General features: G+C 74.2%; 14 protein-coding genes and 1 tRNA gene. 7 read left to right on the top strand and 8 right to left on the bottom strand.

Annotated elements, in window-relative coordinates; genetic code table 11:
• Positions 1 to 3: 3 nt before the first annotated feature.
• From E9529_RS03110 to E9529_RS03100, 3 genes are read right to left on the bottom strand one after another with little or no spacing between them, the layout of a single operon-like run.
• A complete protein-coding gene (locus tag E9529_RS03110; protein WP_236829640.1) occupies positions 4 to 546 on the bottom strand; it encodes a GNAT family N-acetyltransferase in 543 nt (180 codons plus the stop codon).
• Position 547: 1 nt separating this feature from the next.
• Positions 548 to 1,672: an alpha/beta fold hydrolase gene (locus E9529_RS03105; protein WP_236829639.1), complete on the bottom strand. Its 1,125-nt coding sequence runs from the start codon at positions 1,670 to 1,672 to the stop codon at positions 548 to 550.
• Complete coding sequence (locus tag E9529_RS03100) at positions 1,593 to 2,015, bottom strand: hypothetical protein (protein WP_236829638.1); 423 nt, start codon at positions 2,013 to 2,015, stop codon at positions 1,593 to 1,595. The genes E9529_RS03105 and E9529_RS03100 overlap by 80 nt, the downstream gene beginning before the upstream one ends.
• A 175-nt stretch (positions 2,016 to 2,190) precedes the next feature.
• On the opposite strand from E9529_RS03100, the gene E9529_RS03095 reads away from it, so the two are divergent.
• A complete protein-coding gene (locus E9529_RS03095) occupies positions 2,191 to 2,961 on the top strand; it encodes an SDR family NAD(P)-dependent oxidoreductase (RefSeq protein ID WP_236829637.1) in 771 nt (256 codons plus the stop codon).
• Between the two features lie 67 nt (positions 2,962 to 3,028).
• Here E9529_RS03095 and E9529_RS03090 read toward each other — a convergent pair whose 3' ends face one another.
• The 5 genes from E9529_RS03090 to E9529_RS03070 all read right to left on the bottom strand — a co-directional run bounded on the left by E9529_RS03090 (position 3,029) and on the right by E9529_RS03070 (position 6,562).
• Positions 3,029 to 3,163 carry a methionine/alanine import family NSS transporter small subunit gene (locus tag E9529_RS03090; RefSeq protein WP_236829636.1) on the bottom strand — a complete coding sequence of 45 codons (135 nt, stop codon included), beginning with the start codon at positions 3,161 to 3,163 and terminating at the stop codon, positions 3,029 to 3,031.
• Complete coding sequence (locus E9529_RS03085) at positions 3,160 to 4,785, bottom strand: sodium-dependent transporter (RefSeq protein WP_236829635.1); 1,626 nt, start codon at positions 4,783 to 4,785, stop codon at positions 3,160 to 3,162. The genes E9529_RS03090 and E9529_RS03085 overlap by 4 nt, the downstream gene beginning before the upstream one ends.
• 230 nt (positions 4,786 to 5,015) lie before the next feature.
• Positions 5,016 to 5,090 (bottom strand) — tRNA-Arg (locus tag E9529_RS03080).
• Between the two features lie 70 nt (positions 5,091 to 5,160).
• On the bottom strand, positions 5,161 to 5,817 hold the full coding sequence (locus E9529_RS03075; protein ID WP_236829634.1) for a DUF305 domain-containing protein: 657 nt from the start codon (positions 5,815 to 5,817) through the stop codon (positions 5,161 to 5,163).
• Between the two features lie 28 nt (positions 5,818 to 5,845).
• Entirely contained in the window at positions 5,846 to 6,562 is a 717-nt protein-coding gene (locus E9529_RS03070; protein WP_236829633.1) for a DUF3105 domain-containing protein, read from the bottom strand.
• Between the two features lie 156 nt (positions 6,563 to 6,718).
• Here E9529_RS03070 and argS point away from each other — a divergent pair, with 156 nt between their 5' ends.
• The 6 genes from argS to rho all read left to right on the top strand — a co-directional run bounded on the left by argS (position 6,719) and on the right by rho (position 15,505).
• Positions 6,719 to 8,380 (top strand): arginine--tRNA ligase, encoded by a 1,662-nt coding sequence (argS, locus tag E9529_RS03065; RefSeq protein WP_236829632.1) that lies wholly within the window; start codon positions 6,719 to 6,721, stop codon positions 8,378 to 8,380.
• A complete protein-coding gene (gene lysA / locus E9529_RS03060) occupies positions 8,377 to 9,870 on the top strand; it encodes a diaminopimelate decarboxylase (RefSeq protein WP_236829631.1) in 1,494 nt (497 codons plus the stop codon). The genes argS and lysA overlap by 4 nt, the downstream gene beginning before the upstream one ends.
• On the top strand, positions 9,867 to 11,162 hold the full coding sequence (locus tag E9529_RS03055) for a homoserine dehydrogenase (RefSeq protein ID WP_236829630.1): 1,296 nt from the start codon (positions 9,867 to 9,869) through the stop codon (positions 11,160 to 11,162). Before lysA ends, E9529_RS03055 begins: the two co-directional genes overlap by 4 nt.
• Positions 11,159 to 12,232, top strand: coding sequence for a threonine synthase (thrC, locus tag E9529_RS03050; protein ID WP_236829629.1), 1,074 nt, complete (start codon positions 11,159 to 11,161; stop codon positions 12,230 to 12,232). Before E9529_RS03055 ends, thrC begins: the two co-directional genes overlap by 4 nt.
• A complete protein-coding gene (thrB, locus tag E9529_RS03045; RefSeq protein ID WP_236829628.1) occupies positions 12,229 to 13,182 on the top strand; it encodes a homoserine kinase in 954 nt (317 codons plus the stop codon). Before thrC ends, thrB begins: the two co-directional genes overlap by 4 nt.
• A gap of 367 nt (positions 13,183 to 13,549) precedes the next feature.
• Entirely contained in the window at positions 13,550 to 15,505 is a 1,956-nt protein-coding gene (gene rho, locus E9529_RS03040) for a transcription termination factor Rho (protein WP_255708119.1), read from the top strand.
• Positions 15,506 to 15,532: the final 27 nt, after the last annotated feature.

Raw genomic sequence — 15,532 nt, 5'->3', positions numbered from 1 at the left:
CGGTCAGCCGGCCGGCGCCCCCAGCTCGTCGGCGATGCCGACGCTGTCCATGCCCGCCCACGTGTCGGAGACGTGGTGGGCCAGCACCATGAGGTCGCGGAGCTCGCCGCTGCGGTCGCGGATGTGGTCCTTCAGCAGCGCCTCACCGGTGAAGCCGAGGTCGCCGAAGAGGGCGAGCGCCGGCCCCTGCTCGGCGACGACCTCGACGACGAGCTTGGACAGCCCCGAGGCGACCGCGCCCACCAGGGCCTGCCGCGCGAGTTCCCGGCCGAGGCCGCTGCCGCGGCTGGACGGCGCGACCACCAGGCGGATCTCCCCGACGTGGTCCGACCACCCCGGCAGCGGCCGGACGGCGACGTAACCGGTGACCTCGTCGCCCTCGACGGCCACCCAGCGCCCCCCGGCGGACTCCCCGGTGGCCCACGAGCGGACCGTCTCCGGGTCGGTGACCTCCTCCTTGATGAAGGTCAGGTCCCCCTCGGGAAGGTCGCCGAAGAAGCGCAGCAGCGCGTCGCAGCGCTCGGGGCCCAGTTCCACCACGGTCACGTCAGGCCTCCTGGAGCTTCTCGCCGGATTCGAGCAGGTCGCTGCGCCGGCGGACGAAGTCGATGATCGTGGGCACCGTCGTCCTCGCCGCGGTCCGCCCGACGACCAGCCCCATGTGGCCGGCGTCGAGGCGGAGCTCGTGCTTGTCGGGGGAGCCGACCAGGTCGATCAGCGGAGCCGTCGCCGCCGGCGGCACGATGTGGTCTCGGTTGGCCCGCACGGTGAGGAACGGCACCTGGATGTCGGCGAGGTGCACCGGGTCACCGCCCACGCTGAGCCGGTCGTTCACCATGCCGTTGGCCCGGACCAGCATCTCCGCCGTCTGCCGGGCCGCGGCGCCGGGGAAGGGCACGTGGTCGTCCGACCAGCCGGTCATGGCCTGGTAGGACGCCACGTACTCGTCGTTCCAGAGCCGTTCCCAGAGGGTCACGTAGCGGGTCACCTCCGCGGTCGGGGTCAGCGCCCGGAAGCCCTGGACGACGACCGACGGCGGGACGTTGCCGTCCGCGTCGAGGACCGACCCGACGTCCATGCCGCCGACGGCGAAGATGTCGGCGAGCGGGCCCATGTGCCGGAAGTCCACCGGGGTCGCCAGCACGGTGAGGCTGCGCAGCGGCGCGTCGGGGTGGTGCGCCGCGTAGAGCAGGGCGAGGTCCCCGCCGAAGCAGTAGCCGAAGAGGTTGACCTCGTCGGCCCCCGACAGCTCGAGGACCCGGTCGATGCCGGCGGGGATGTAGTCGTCGACGTAGTCCTCCAGCCCGTTGCCGGCGTCCCGCTCGTCCGGCTCGCCCCAGTCGAGCATGTAGACGTCGAACCCGGCCTCCAGCAGCTGCTCCACGAAGCTGTTGCCGGGCGTCAGGTCCAGGATGTAGCTGCGGCTCACCAGGCTGAACACGATCAGCAGCGGGGGCCCGTACCGGACGCCGCCGTGGGTGTCCGGGTCGTTGCGGTAGTGCCAGAGCTGGGTGCGGCCCCGCTGCCAGACGACGTCCTTGGGGGTCTGGCCGACCCCCGGCCGGTCGACGCCGGCGACGAGCTTGATGCCGTTACGGGCGCGGAGGGTGTTGCGCTCGACGTCGCGCCGGACGCGGTCGAGCACCGTCTGCGGGCTGGGCACCGTCGGCATCGCTGTCCTCCGTGGTCGGGGTCGTCGTCGGTCGCTGGGCGCGGGATCGCGCCGGGGCGTTGCGGCGCCGTTCCTGCTCCAGCTGGATGGTCAGCCGCCGCACCTCGCGGTCGAGGGAGCCCACCTGGGCGCGCAGCCGGCTGATGTCGCTGCCCGCGGGCAGGTTGAGCAGGTGCCAGGCGCGGGCGCTGAGCTGCTGGGCCGACCTGCTCGCCAGGGTCTGCGCCCGCCGCACCAGGGCGGTGCCGAGCGCGAAGTGCTCGGTGCGGACCAGGCTCTCCGCCCGCGGCGCCACGGCCCGCTCCGCCGCGTCGAAGGCCTGGCGCCACAGCGGGGCGCTCACCGGCCCACCTGCCGCACGGCGTCGCGCGGGGGCTGCGCGAGGTCGGTCATGGGTCGCCCCTCCCGGTCGTCGCTGGCTCGGACGGCGGGGTGCCTACCCGGCTCGGCCGGTGATCTACCGCACAGGGCCGATACGGTGGCCGGGCAGCCCGCCGACCGTAAGGAGACCCCCGCTCATGCCCGACCGCTCGATCCTCGACTTCTTCCGCCTCGACGACCGCGTCGCCATCGTCACCGGGGCCTCGTCCGGGCTGGGGGCGGTGTTCGCGCGCACGCTGGCCGAGGCCGGTTGCGACGTCGTGCTGGGTGCCCGCCGGGCCGACCGCCTCGCCGAGACGCAGCGGGCGGTGGAGGCGGCGGGTCGCCGGGCGATCAGCGTGGCCACCGACGTCTCCCGGCCGGAGGACTGCCAGGCGCTCGTCGACGCCGCCATGGCCGAGTTCGGCAAGGTCGACGTCCTGGTGAACAACGCCGGGGTGGGCACCGCGGTGCCGGCCACCCGGGAGACGCCCGAGCAGTTCCGGCAGGTCGTCGACGTCAACCTCAACGGCTGCTACTGGATGGCGCAGGCCTGCGGCCGGGTCATGCAGCCCGGCAGCTCCATCGTCAACATCTCCAGCGTGCTCGGGCTGACCACGGCCGGCCTGCCGCAGGCGGCCTACGCCGCGACCAAGGCGGGGCTGATCGGGCTGACCCGCGACCTCGCCCAGCAGTGGACCGGCCGCAAGGGCATCCGCGTGAACGCCCTGGCGCCGGGCTTCTTCACCTCGGAGATGACCGACCAGTACCCCGAGGGCTACCTCGAGTCGCAGCTGTCCCGGGTGCTGGTCGGGCGCAAGGGCGAGCCCGAGGAGCTCGCCGCCGCGCTGGTCTTCCTGGTCAGCGACGCCGGCGGGTACGTCACGGGCACGACGATCCCGGTCGAGGGCGGGATGCTCACCAGCTGACGGCCCCCTCGGCGGCAGCCGGCCCGGTGGGTGCCCACCTTGGCCGGCTGCCGCCGCACGGGCCGGGTCAGAGGTCCCGGCGGACGTTCTCCGCGCGCTGCTCCACGGCGCCGTGGCGCACCAGGCTGGTGACCGCCAGGGCCAGCCCGCCCCAGATGATCAGCATCGCCACGACCATCATCACGATCGCGCTGGCGCTCATCGCCGGCCTCCCTCGTCGTAGCCGCTGACCGAGCGGTCGCGGGCCGTGGTCCCCGCCACGGCTGCCCCGTCCAGCGGCGCCCCGGGGTCGGAGCCCGGTGGCGGGCCGTCCAGGTGCGTCCCGGCGCGCCACGGCAGCCGGGCGAGCAGGAAGCCGAGCAGCGGCAGGGCCAGGACGAGCAGCCAGCCGAAGCCCAGCAGGAGCCACGTGGGGTAGTCCCCGTAGGGCGTCTCGAGGTCGTCGCGCACCGCGAGGAAGAGCACGATGGCCAGCCCGACCGGGGCCACGACGCTGGTCAGCACCCGCCAGCCGCCGCCGAGCCGGGGGCGGCCGTGGACGTTGAGGTGGTCGGCGAGCCGGGGCAGCGCCCGGAGCCCCCAGGCGACGACCAGCATGCTCAGCAGCGCCACGACGAGGATGCCGTACTGGTTCACGAAGTGGTCGACGACGTCGAGCACGTAGATCCCGCTCGTCGTGCTGAAGAGCACCAGGCTCAGCACCGCGGTGGGGACCACGACCGCGAGGGTTGCGGTCAGCCGGCTGGTGTCGAGCTTGTCGCGGACGGCGGAGATCACCACCTCGATCACGCTGATCAGCGAGGTGATGCCGGCGATGACCAGGGAGCCGAAGAACAGGATGCCGATGAGCGCGCCTCCGGGGGCCTCGCTGATGATCGTCGGGAAGGCGACGAAGGCCAGGCCGATCCCGTCGTCGACGACATCGCCCACCGCGACCCCGCCGGCCTGGGCCATGAAGCCGAGGGCGGCGAACACGCCGATGCCGGCCAGCAGCTCGAAGCTGGAGTTGGAGAACCCGACGACGAGGCCGGAGCCGGTCATGTCCTCGCGGCGGCCGACGTACGAGGCGTAGGTGATCATGATGCCGAAGCCGATGGACAGCGAGAAGAAGATCTGGCCGAACGCCGCGGCCCAGACCCCGGGCTCGGCCAGCGCCGCCCAGTCGGGGGTGAACAGGGCGTCGAGGCCGGCGCCCGAACCCGGAAGCAGCAGGGCCTGCACCACCAGGACGGCGAAGGCGAGCACCAGCACCGGGATGAAGACCAGCGAGACCACGCCGATCCCGCGCTGGACGCCGAGCGCCATCACCACCAGCACGGCCAGCCAGACGACTGCCAGGGGCACCAGCACCCCTGGCACGACGTCGGCGGTCACCGCGACGTCACCGGCCTGCAGGTACTCCCCGAAGAAGAACGCGTTCGGATCGGCGCCCCAGGCCTGGTCGAGCGAGAAGAACGTGTAGCTCAGCGCCCAGGCCAGCACCGCGGCGTAGTAGACGGCGATCAGGAAGCAGATCGCCACCTGCCACCAGCCGAGCCCCTCGGCGCCGCGGCGCAGGCGGGCGAAGGAGAGCGGCGCGGAGCCGCGGTGGCGGTGGCCGATCGCGTAGTCGAGCAGGAGGAAGGGGATGCCGGAGGTGAGCAGCGCCACCAGGTAGGGCACCACGAAGGCGCCGCCACCGTTCTCGTAGGCGACGTAGGGAAACCGCCAGATGTTGCCCAGCCCGACGGCGGAGCCGATCGCCGCCAGGATGAAGACCCGCCGGGAGCTGAAGGCGCCGCGCCGGCGCTCCTGCTGGGCGGCGGCGCCCGCTGTCGAGCTCATCGGACCTCCTGCGTCGTGGTTGCGACCGGCCTGCGGGCACCTCGGCCACCGGGCGGTGCCGCTGCCCGGGCCTCATCAAACACCCGCCGCCGCCTGCGAACACCCCGAGCCGCCCGGCGGCCCGCCCACGACGAGAACAGGCCCCGCCGGCCCCCTGGTCGGGGTGCCGGCGGGGCCTGCTTCGCTCGCTCCCGCCGAACGGTCGCCGGGTCGTCCCGGTCCGGTTCGCGTGGTGCCCCCGGCAGGATTCGAACCTGCGCACCCGCCTCCGGAGGGCGGTGCTCTATCCCCTGAGCTACGGGGGCTCGGTGGTGGGGCAGGGGAGAAGTTACCAGGACGCCACCGGTGCCCGTGCGCCGCCTCCTGCGGCGCCGGTCACGGCTCGGGGAGAGGCGTCCCACCCCGGGCCGCGAGCATGCTCGTCATGGTCTCGACCTCGGCGCCCTGCGATCGCACCATCGACCGCGCGAGGTCCCGCACGGCCTGCACCTCGGCGTTCTCGGCCGCGTAGGCGGCCATGTCGAAACCGCCCTGGTGGTGGCGGATCATCAGCCGCAGGAACTCCACGTCGAACTCGGTACCGGACAGGCTGCGCAGCTCGGCGAGCTCCTCCTGGGTGGCCATGCCGGGCATCAGCGCGCCGCCCGCCATGTCGTGCCCGTCGTGCCCGTGGTCCGCCGGCATCCAGCCCATGGTGTCCCCGCCGGTGGGCGGGACGCCCCAGAGGGACAGCCACCCCTGCATGCGCCCGGCCTGGTTGGTCTGCGTGGCCGAGATGTCGAAGGCCAGCAGCTCGATCTCCGGGTCGTCGCTGCGGTCGGCGACGAGGTTGGCCATCTCGACGCCCTGCAGGTGGTGGCGCGACATGTCGCGGGCGAAGCCGGCGTCGACCGAGTCGGCCGCGGGCTGGGCGTCCCGCCCGACGCCCAGGGCGACGGCGAGCCCCCCGCCGAGGAGGAGCAGGCCGACGCCGATGACCGCGAGGAGGGCGGTGCGCAGCGGACTGCGCCGGGCGGGGTCCCCTGCGCTCACGGGGTCACCTCCTGGGGGACGTGGGTCGTCACTGCGTGGCCGCGGCGTCGTCGCTCTCCAGCAGCGGGTCGGCCAGGAAGGCGGGGCTCTCGCAGGTGGCGCCCGGCTCGGGGAAGCTGTCGGACTTGTAGGTCATCAGGTCGGCGAACTGCTGGATCCGCTCGTCGTCGGCGCTGTCGACCTTCAGCTGGTGCCCCCACGACTGGAGGCTGATCGGGGAGTCCAGCCCCTCGTAGGGGGAGAGCATCCGGCCGGAGACCCCTTCGACCAGCCCGGCCAGCGTCTCGACGTCGGCGTCGGAGACCTCGTCGGGGTCGTAGGTGATCCACACCGCGCCGTGCTCCAGGCTGTGCACCGCGTTCTCGTGCCGGATGTCGGCGTCGTAGACCGTGCCCGTGCAGTCGGCCCAGAGGTTGGCGTGCTCCCCGCCGACCGGCGGCGACTCGGTGTACTCGATGGGGCCGTCGTCGTGCAGCCCGCCCTCGTAGTCGTAGACCTGCGCGCCGGCGATCTCGTCGATCGAGTCGACCCGCAGCGCGTCGGCCTCCCGCACCTGCACGACGGCGTAGCCGATGACGGCCGCCGCGAACACGACGACGGCGATCGCGGCGGCGATCAGCCCCCACGGCCGCTGCTGCGCCACGACCTGCGTCGGCGGCCGGGTGCGGCCCCCTGCGCGCCCGCCGGACCGGGTGGCCCCACCCCCGGTGGCGCGGCTCTTGTCGGGCGTGCGGTCCTTGGCCAAGGCCTCTCCTCGTTCACGGGGCGCGTCCGCGCCGGTGCGGTGGGGGCCGGACGGGCCCCGCTCACCGGCCGGGAGTCTAGGTCGGCTCCCTGTGCGTCAGCTGGGAGCCGGGCGGGGGCGGCGGGGCGCCGTCGCCGCCATCAGTACGCTCGCCGGGTGACACCGGAGCAGCTCCAGGACGTCGTCCGCACCGCCGTCGCCGCGGTCGTCGGGCGCGGCGCGCTGCCCGTCGACGTCCCCGCGGAGGTCGTCGTCGAGCGGCCGAAGAACCCCGAGCACGGCGACTACGCCACGAACGTCGCCCTGCGCCTGGCCAAGCCGGCGGGCCGGCCGCCGCGCGAGGTGGCCGGGCTGCTCGCCGAGGAGCTGCGCGCGCACCCGGGCGTCGCCGCCGTCGACATCGCCGGCCCCGGTTTCCTCAACATCACCCTCGCGCGCGGCGCCCTCGGCAAGATCGCCGTCGACGCCGTGACCGCGGGGGAGGCCTACGGGCGCACCGCGGCCCTGGCCGGGCAGAAGCTCAACCTGGAGTTCGTCTCGGCCAACCCGACCGGTCCGGTGCACATCGGGGGCAGCCGGTGGGCCGCGGTCGGCGACGCGATCGGTCGGCTGCTCGAGGCCAGCGGCGCGGACGTCACCCGCGAGTACTACATCAACGACGCCGGGGCGCAGATCGACCGGTTCGCCCGCAGCCTGCAGGCCGCGGCCAACGGCCGGCCCGTGCCCGAGGGCGGCTACGGCGGCACGTACATCGCCGACATCGCCGCGTCGGTCGTCGCGCTGGAGCCCGACCTGCTGGGCCGGGACGACGCCGAGCAGGAGCGGGTCTTCCGCGAGCGCGGTGTGGCGCTGATGCTCGACGAGATCCGCCGGTCGATGCAGGGCTTCGGCGTGGACTTCGACGTCTGGTTCAGCGAGAAGTCCCTCTACGACAGCGGCGCCGTCGACAAGGCGCTGGCGACGCTGCGCGGGCAGGGGCACGTCTACGAGTCCGAGGGCGCGGTCTGGCTGCGCACCACCGACTTCGGCGACGACAAGGACCGCGTGCTGGTCAAGGCCGACGGCGAGACCACGTACTTCGCCTCGGACTGCGCCTACTACCTGGACAAGCGCGCCCGCGGCTTCGACCGCGTGGTGATCATGCTCGGCGCCGACCACTCCGGCTACGTCGGCCGGTACAAGGCACTGGTCGCGGCCACCGGCGACGACCCGGCCGAGCACCTGCAGATCCTGCTCGGGCAGCTGGTCAACCTGCTGCGCGACGGCGAGCCGGTGCGGATGAGCAAGCGCGCCGGGACCATCGTCGTCCTCGAGGACCTCGTCGACGCCATCGGCGTGGACGCGGCCCGCTACGCGCTGGCCCGAGCGTCGGTCGACCAGCAGATCGACATCGACGTCGAGCTGTGGAGCCGGAGGACCAACGACAACCCGGTCTTCTACGTCCAGTACGCGCACGCCCGCATCTCCTCGGTGCTGCGCAACGCCGCCGACCTGGGGATCGCGCTGGGCGAGGCCGCGGACGTCGACGTCGCCGAGCTGGTGCACGAGCGGGAGAACGACCTGCTGCGCGCCCTCGGGGAGTTCCCGCGGGTGCTCACCACGGCGGCCGAGCTGCGCGCCCCGCACCGGGTGGCCCGCTACCTGGAGGAGCTGGCCGGCACCTACCACCGCTTCTACGACGCCTGCCGGGTGCTGCCCCGCGGCGACGAGCAGGCCACGCCGCTCACCACCGCCCGGCTGTGGCTCTGCGCCGCGACCGCGGTGGTGCTGCGCAACGGGCTGGGCGTCCTCGGCGTGACCGCGCCGGAGCGGATGTGAGGGCGCACCCCGCGGGGCCGCTCCACGGGAACATCACCCCGCCCACGGCCGCCGGCGCCCCGCCGGAGGAGCTCGGCGCGCTCGACCCGCACGTGTGGCCGCGCTCGGCCACCCGCGTCGACGGCGAGCTGCACCTGGGCGGCCGGTCGGTCACCGACCTGGCCCGCGCGCACGGCACCCCGCTGTTCGTCCTCGACGAGGAGGACTTCCGCGGCCGCGCCGCGGAGTACGCGGGGGCCTTCGACGACGCCGACGTGCACTACGCGTCCAAGGCCTTCCTCTGCGGCCAGGTGGCCCGCTGGATCGCCGACGACGGCCTGCACCTGGACGCCTGCAGCGGCAACGAGCTGGCGCTGGCGCTGGCGGCCGGGTTCCCCGCGGAGCGGATCGCGCTGCACGGCAACAACAAGTCGCTGGTCGAGCTGCAGCTGGCCGTCGACTCCGGCATCGGCCACGTCGTCCTCGACTCCTTCGACGAGATCGAGCGGCTGGTCCCGATGGCCGAGAAGCGGGTGGCCGACGGCGGGGCGCCGGTGCCGGTGCTCATCCGCGCCACCGTCGGCATCGAGGCGCACACGCACGAGTTCATCGCCACCGCGCACGAGGACCAGAAGTTCGGCTTCTCCCTGGCCACCGGTGACGCGCTCACCGCCGCGGTGCGGGTGATCCGCGAGCCCGCGCTGCGGCTGACCGGGCTGCACAGCCACATCGGCTCGCAGATCTTCGACACCGCCGGGTTCGAGGCCGCCGCGCACCGCGTCGTCGGGCTGCTCGGGCAGGTGCACCAGGCCACCGGCGAGGTGCTCCCGGAGCTCAACCTCGGCGGCGGCTTCGGCATCGCCTACCTCTCCGAGGACGACCCGGTGACCCCGGCCGACGTCGCGACGCGGCTGCGCGCCGTCGTGGCCGCCGAGTGCGCCCAGCTGGGGCTGCCGGTGCCGCGGCTCGCGGTGGAGCCCGGCCGCGCCATCGCCGGGCCCGGCACGGTCACCCTGTACGAGATCGGCACGATCAAGCCCGTCCGGTTGGGGGCCAGCGGCGCCCCGGGGGCCCCGCTGGTGCGCAACTACGTGTCGGTCGACGGCGGGATGAGCGACAACATCCGCACCGCCCTCTACGACGCGGCCTACACCTGCGTGCTGGCCAACCGCGTCTCGGAGGCCCCGCCCGCGCTGTGCCGGGTCGTCGGGAAGCACTGCGAGAGCGGCGACATCCTGGTCCGCGACCTCTGGCTGCCCGCCGACGTCCAGCCCGGCGACCTGCTCGCCGTCGCCGCCACCGGGGCCTACTGCTGGTCGATGGCGAGCAACTACAACTACCTGCTCAAGCCCCCGGTGGTCGCCGTCCGCGACGGCGTCGCCCGGGAGATCGTGCGCCGCCAGACGCTGGCGGACGTCTTCGCCCTCGACGCGGTCCTCGCCGACCGCCCCGCCCCCTCGCCGGCGATCGACCAGCCGGCGCCCGAGCACCCCGCGGGAGCGACCTCGTGAACCGACCCCTCAAGGTGGCGCTGCTCGGCTGCGGCACGGTCGGCAGCTCGGTGCTGCGCGCGCTGCAGGAGCAGGCCGACGACCTCGGCGCCCGCGTCGGCCGCGCCGTGGAGGTGGCCGGCGTCGCCGTGCGCCGCCCGGACCACCACCCGGACGTGCCCGCGGAGCTGCTGACCACCGACGCCCACGGGCTGGTCACCAGGGACGACGTCGACCTCGTCGTCGAGGTGATCGGCGGCATCGAGCCGGCCCGCTCGCTGATGCTCGCCGCCTTCGAGGCGGGCAAGTCGGTGGTCAGCGCCAACAAGGCGCTGCTGGCCGAGGACGGTGTCGCCCTGCACGCGGCCGCGGCCAAGGCCGGCGTCGACCTCTACTACGAGGCGGCCGTCGCCGGGGCGATCCCGATCCTGCGCCCGCTGCGCGAGTCGCTGGTCGGCGACCAGCTGTCCCGCATCGTGGGCATCGTCAACGGCACGACGAACTACATCCTGTCGCGGATGGCCGAGACCGGCGCCGGCTTCGGCGAGGCCCTGGCGGAGGCAACCGAGCTCGGCTACGCCGAGGCCGACCCCACCGCCGACGTCGACGGCTTCGACGCCGCGGCCAAGGCCGCCATCCTCGCCTCACTGGCGTTCCACACCCCGGTCTCGGCCGCCGACGTGCACCGCGAGGGCATCTCGACGGTGACCGCCACCGACGTGGCCCGGGCCGCGGAGATCGGCTGCACGGTCAAACTGCTGGCCATCTGCGAGCGGGTGGACGGGAACGGGGACGGCGACTCGGTCTCCGTGCGGGTGCACCCGGCGATGATCCCGACGAGCCACCCGCTGGCGTCGGTCGGCGGCGCGTTCAACGCCGTCTTCGTCGAGGCGGAGGCCGCCGGGCAGCTGATGTTCTACGGGCAGGGCGCCGGGGGCGAGCCCACCGCGAGCGCCGTCCTCGGCGACCTGGTGGCGGTCGGGCGCAACCGGCTGGCCGGGGCCGCCGGTCAGGGGCCCTCCGGCTACGCCGACCTGGCGGTGCGGCCCATGGCCGAGACCCCGACGCGGTACCACGTGAGCCTCGACGTCGCCGACAAGCCGGGCGTGCTCGCCGCCGTCGCCCAGGAGTTCGCCCAGCACGGCGTGAGCATCTCCACCGTGCGCCAGACCGGCCGCGGCGACGCCGCCACGCTGGTCATCGTGACCCACAGCGCCCCGGACGCGGCGCTGTCGGCCACCATTGCGGCACTGCGGGAGATGCCCGCGGTCCGGGGCGTCACCAGCGTGCTGCGCGTGGAGGGTCTGCAATGACGGTCTCGTCGGTCGTGTCCCCGGGCTGGCCGGGCCTCATCGAGGCCTACCGGTCGCGCCTGCCGGTCTCGGACACCACCCCGGTGGTCACCCTGCAGGAGGGCGCCACCCCGCTGGTGCCCGCCCGCGAGCTCTCCCGGCGCACCGGCTGCGACGTCTACCTCAAGGTCGAGGGCGCCAACCCGACCGGCTCCTTCAAGGACCGGGGCATGACGATGGCGATCACCAAGGCGCTCGAGGAGGGGGCGCAGGCGGTCATCTGCGCCTCCACCGGCAACACCAGCGCCAGCGCCGCCGCGTACGCCGCCCGCGCCGGCATGACCTGCGCCGTCCTCGTGCCGCAGGGCAAGATCGCGATGGGCAAGCTGGCCCAGGCGCTGGTGCACGGCGCCAAGCTGCTGCAGGTCGACGGCAACTTCGACGACTGCCTCGCCCTGGCCAGCAAGCTGGCGATCGACTACCCGGTCAGCCTGGTGAACAGCGTCAACCAGTTCCGCATCGAGGGGCAGAAGACCGCCTCCTTCGAGATCGTCGACGTGCTCGGCGACGCACCCGACGTCCACTGCCTGCCGGTGGGCAACGCGGGCAACATCACCGCCTACTGGCAGGGCTACCGGGAGTACGCCGCGGACGGCACCGCCTCGCGGACCCCGCGCATGTTCGGCTTCCAGGCCGCCGGCGCCGCCCCGATCGTGAACGGGCAGGTGGTGGAGAACCCGAGCACGATCGCCACCGCCATCCGCATCGGCAACCCTGCCTCCTGGACCAAGGCGCTGGCCGCCCGCGACGAGTCCGGTGGGCGCATCGACGCCGTCACCGACCGGGCGATCCTCGCCGCCTACCGGCTGCTGGCCCGCAGCGAGGCCGTCTTCGTCGAGCCGGCCTCGGCCGCCTCGGTCGCCGGGCTGCTGCAGGTCGCCGAGGCCGGCGAGCTCGAGCCCGGCCAGCGCGTGGTCTGCACCGTCACCGGCAACGGCCTCAAGGACCCGGAGTGGGCGATCTCGGGGGCGCCGGCGCCCGTGACGGTCCCGGTCGACGCCGCGGTCGCCGCCGCCCAGCTGGGTCTGTGAGCGTGCTCGATCCGGACCGGGTGCGGGTGCGCGTGCCCGCCACCAGCGCCAACCTCGGGCCCGCGTTCGACTGCGCCGGCCTGGCGCTCGCCCGGCACGACGTCCTCGACTTCTCGGTGGAGCCGGCCGGCCTCGCCGTCGAGGTGCGGGGCGTGGGCGCCGGCGAGCTGCCCACCGACGGGTCCCACCTGGTGGTGCGCGCCTTCCGGGCCGCCTGCGCCGAGCTCGGCTGGACGCCGCCCGGGCTGCGGGTGGTCGCGGAGAACGCCATCCCGCAGGGGCGGGGGATGGGTTCCTCGGCCGCCGCCGTCGTCGCCGGTGCCCTGGCTGCGTGGGCGCTGTGCCCCGAGGTCGAGGGCGTCGACGGGAACGCCGTCCTCCGGCTCACGACGGAGCTGGAGGGGCACCCCGACAACGTCGCGGCGTGCCTGCTCGGCGGGCTGACCCTGTCCTGGACGGGGGAGGGGGGCGTGGGCGCCGACAGCCTGCCGGTGCACGAGGACGTGCTGCCGGTGGTGCTCGTGCCCGACGCCACCCTGTCGACGGAGGTGGCCCGCGGGCTGCTGCCCGAGGTGGTCCCGCACGCCGATGCGGCGTTCAACGCGGGGCGATCGGCGCTGCTGGTGCACGCCCTGACCTCCGGCGGGCTGCTGCTGGAGGCCACCGAGGACCGGCTGCACCAGCAGCAGCGCCGCGCGGCCATGCCGGCGTCGATCGACCTGGTCGGGCGCCTGCGCGCCGCCGGGCACGCGGCCGTCGTCTCGGGCGCGGGGCCGTCGGTCCTGGTGCTCGCCCGGCGCACCGTGCGCAGCGCCGACGGCGAGCCCGGCGCGGAGGAGGTCGAGGAGATCACCGCCCTCGCCGGCGGGGGCTGGTCGGTGCTGCCGCTGGCCGTCGACCCGACCGGCGCGCGGCTCGACCGCCCCGTGCGGCAGGTCTCTTCTCGGTAACGGGGAACACGCCGCGATCACCGGGTGTTGTCCTGCCCGTGGGCCGCGACTAGGCTCACGGCGTAGCCGCCCACGTGGGTGAGCCTCGCGCGGGGCCGAAGCAGCTGTCCGATCCTCTTCGCCGCTGATCCGCCCCGCACCTTTTCGACCTGTCTCCTGACGCGCACCCGCCCACCGGGCCGGTCCGCCGGGGACCGGGCACCCCCTGCGCTGAGACGCGCAGGTCACCGCAGGGAAGGACCTGTACGTGAGCGAAACCACCGACCTCGGCACGACCGGCGCGCCCGACGCCGCCGCCTCTGCCGAGGGCACTGCCGCTTCTGGGTCGGCCGGGCGTCCCCGCCGCCGCGGCAACGGCTTGTCGGGCATGCTCCTGCCCGAACTCCAGCGCCTCGCCGGCGAGCTGGGCATCCCCGGCACCGGCCGGATGCGCAAGAGCGACCTGGTCGCCGCCATCTCCGCCCGCCAGGTGGGTGCCGGCTCCGAGGGCGGCGCGCCCGCGCCGCGCACGGAGAGCGGTACCACCGGTGGCGCCGAGGCCGCGCGCGGTGCCGCCGCGTCGGCCGCGCCCCTCGAGGCCCCCGTCAGCGGCGGCGCCAACGGCGGCCCGGTGACCGGCGAGGCGCCTGCGCGCACCCGCCGCTCCGCCAGCCGCCCGGCCGGCTCGCCCGCCGTGTCGGCCGAGACCCCCGCGGCGGACGCCACCCAGGCCGAGACCCCCGCGCAGGACACGGCTCCCGCCGAGCCGCGCGAGGACGAGCAGCGCGAGGGTGAGCGGCCGCAGCGCAACCGCGGACGCAACCGCGCCGAGCGGGACGGCAACCGCGACGGCGGTGACCGCACCGGCAACCGCGACGGCGGTGACCGCACCGGCAGCCGCGACGGCGGTGACCGCACCGAGCGGGGCAACCGCGACGGCAGCCGGGACGGCGGCAACCGGGACGGCGGCAGCCGCGACGGCAACCGCGGCCCCGACGGGCGCAACGACCGGGGCGGCCGGCCGGACAACCGGAGCGACAACCGCACCGACGGCGGCCGCACCGACGGCGGTCGCAACGACCGCCCCGCCGACGACGAGGACGACGACTTCGAGGGTGGCCGCGGCCGCCGGGGCCGTCGCTACCGCGACCGCAACAAGCGCGGCGGCCGCGACCGCTTCGAGCAGGGTGAGCCGACGGTCAGCGAGGACGACGTCCTCCTGCCGGTCGCCGGCATCCTCGACGTCCTGGACAACTACGCCTTCGTCCGGACCTCGGGCTACCTGACCGGGCCGAACGACGTCTACGTCTCGCTGTCGCAGGTGCGCCGCTACGGACTGCGCCGCGGCGACGCCATCACCGGCGCCGTCCGCCAGCCGCGCGAGGGTGAGCGCAAGGACAAGTACAACGCTCTCGTCCGCCTCGACACGGTGAACGGACTGGACCCCGAGCAGGCGCGCAACCGCCCGGAGTTCACCAAGCTGACCCCGCTCTACCCGCAGGACCGCCTGCGGCTGGAGACCGAGCCGCACCTGCTGACCACCCGGGTCATCGACCTGGTCATGCCGATCGGCAAGGGGCAGCGCGCCCTCATCGTCAGCCCGCCCAAGGCCGGCAAGACGATGGTGCTGCAGTCGATCGCCAACGCGATCACCACGAACAACCCCGAGTGCCACCTGATGGTCGTCCTCGTCGACGAGCGTCCCGAAGAGGTCACCGACATGCAGCGCTCGGTGAAGGGCGAGGTCATCGCCTCGACCTTCGACCGGCCGCCGGCGGACCACACCACGGTCGCGGAGCTCTCCATCGAGCGGGCCAAGCGCCTGGTCGAGATGGGCCACGACGTCGTCGTCCTGCTGGACTCGATCACCCGCCTGGGCCGCGCGTACAACCTGGCGGCCCCCGCCAGCGGGCGCATCCTCTCCGGTGGTGTCGACTCCACGGCGCTCTACCCGCCCAAGCGCTTCCTCGGCGCGGCCCGCAACATCGAGAACGGCGGCTCGCTGACGATCATCGCCTCGGCGCTGGTCGAGACCGGCTCGACGATGGACACGGTCATCTTCGAGGAGTTCAAGGGCACCGGGAACGCCGAGATCAAGCTGGACCGCCGGCTGGCGGACAAGCGGGTCTTCCCGGCCGTCGACGTCAACGCGTCGGGCACGCGCAAGGAGGAGATCCTCATGTCGCCCGACGAGCTGGCCATCGTCATCAAGCTGCGCCGGGTGCTCGCCGCGCTCGAGCCGCAGCAGGCCCTGGAACTGCTGATCGACAAGCTGAAGAAGACGCGCAACAACGTCGAGTTCCTCATGCAGATCCAGAAGACGACGCTGGGTCCGCACGAGTAAGGGACCCCCTCGCCCCGCCACTCGCGA

Origin of the sequence: Blastococcus sp. KM273128, assembly GCF_021698975.1 — a bacterium.
Taxonomy (GTDB): Bacteria; Actinomycetota; Actinomycetes; order Mycobacteriales; family Geodermatophilaceae; genus Blastococcus.
Note: the sequence above shows the minus strand (reverse complement) of the source record. Positions and strands in the feature narration are given on the sequence as shown.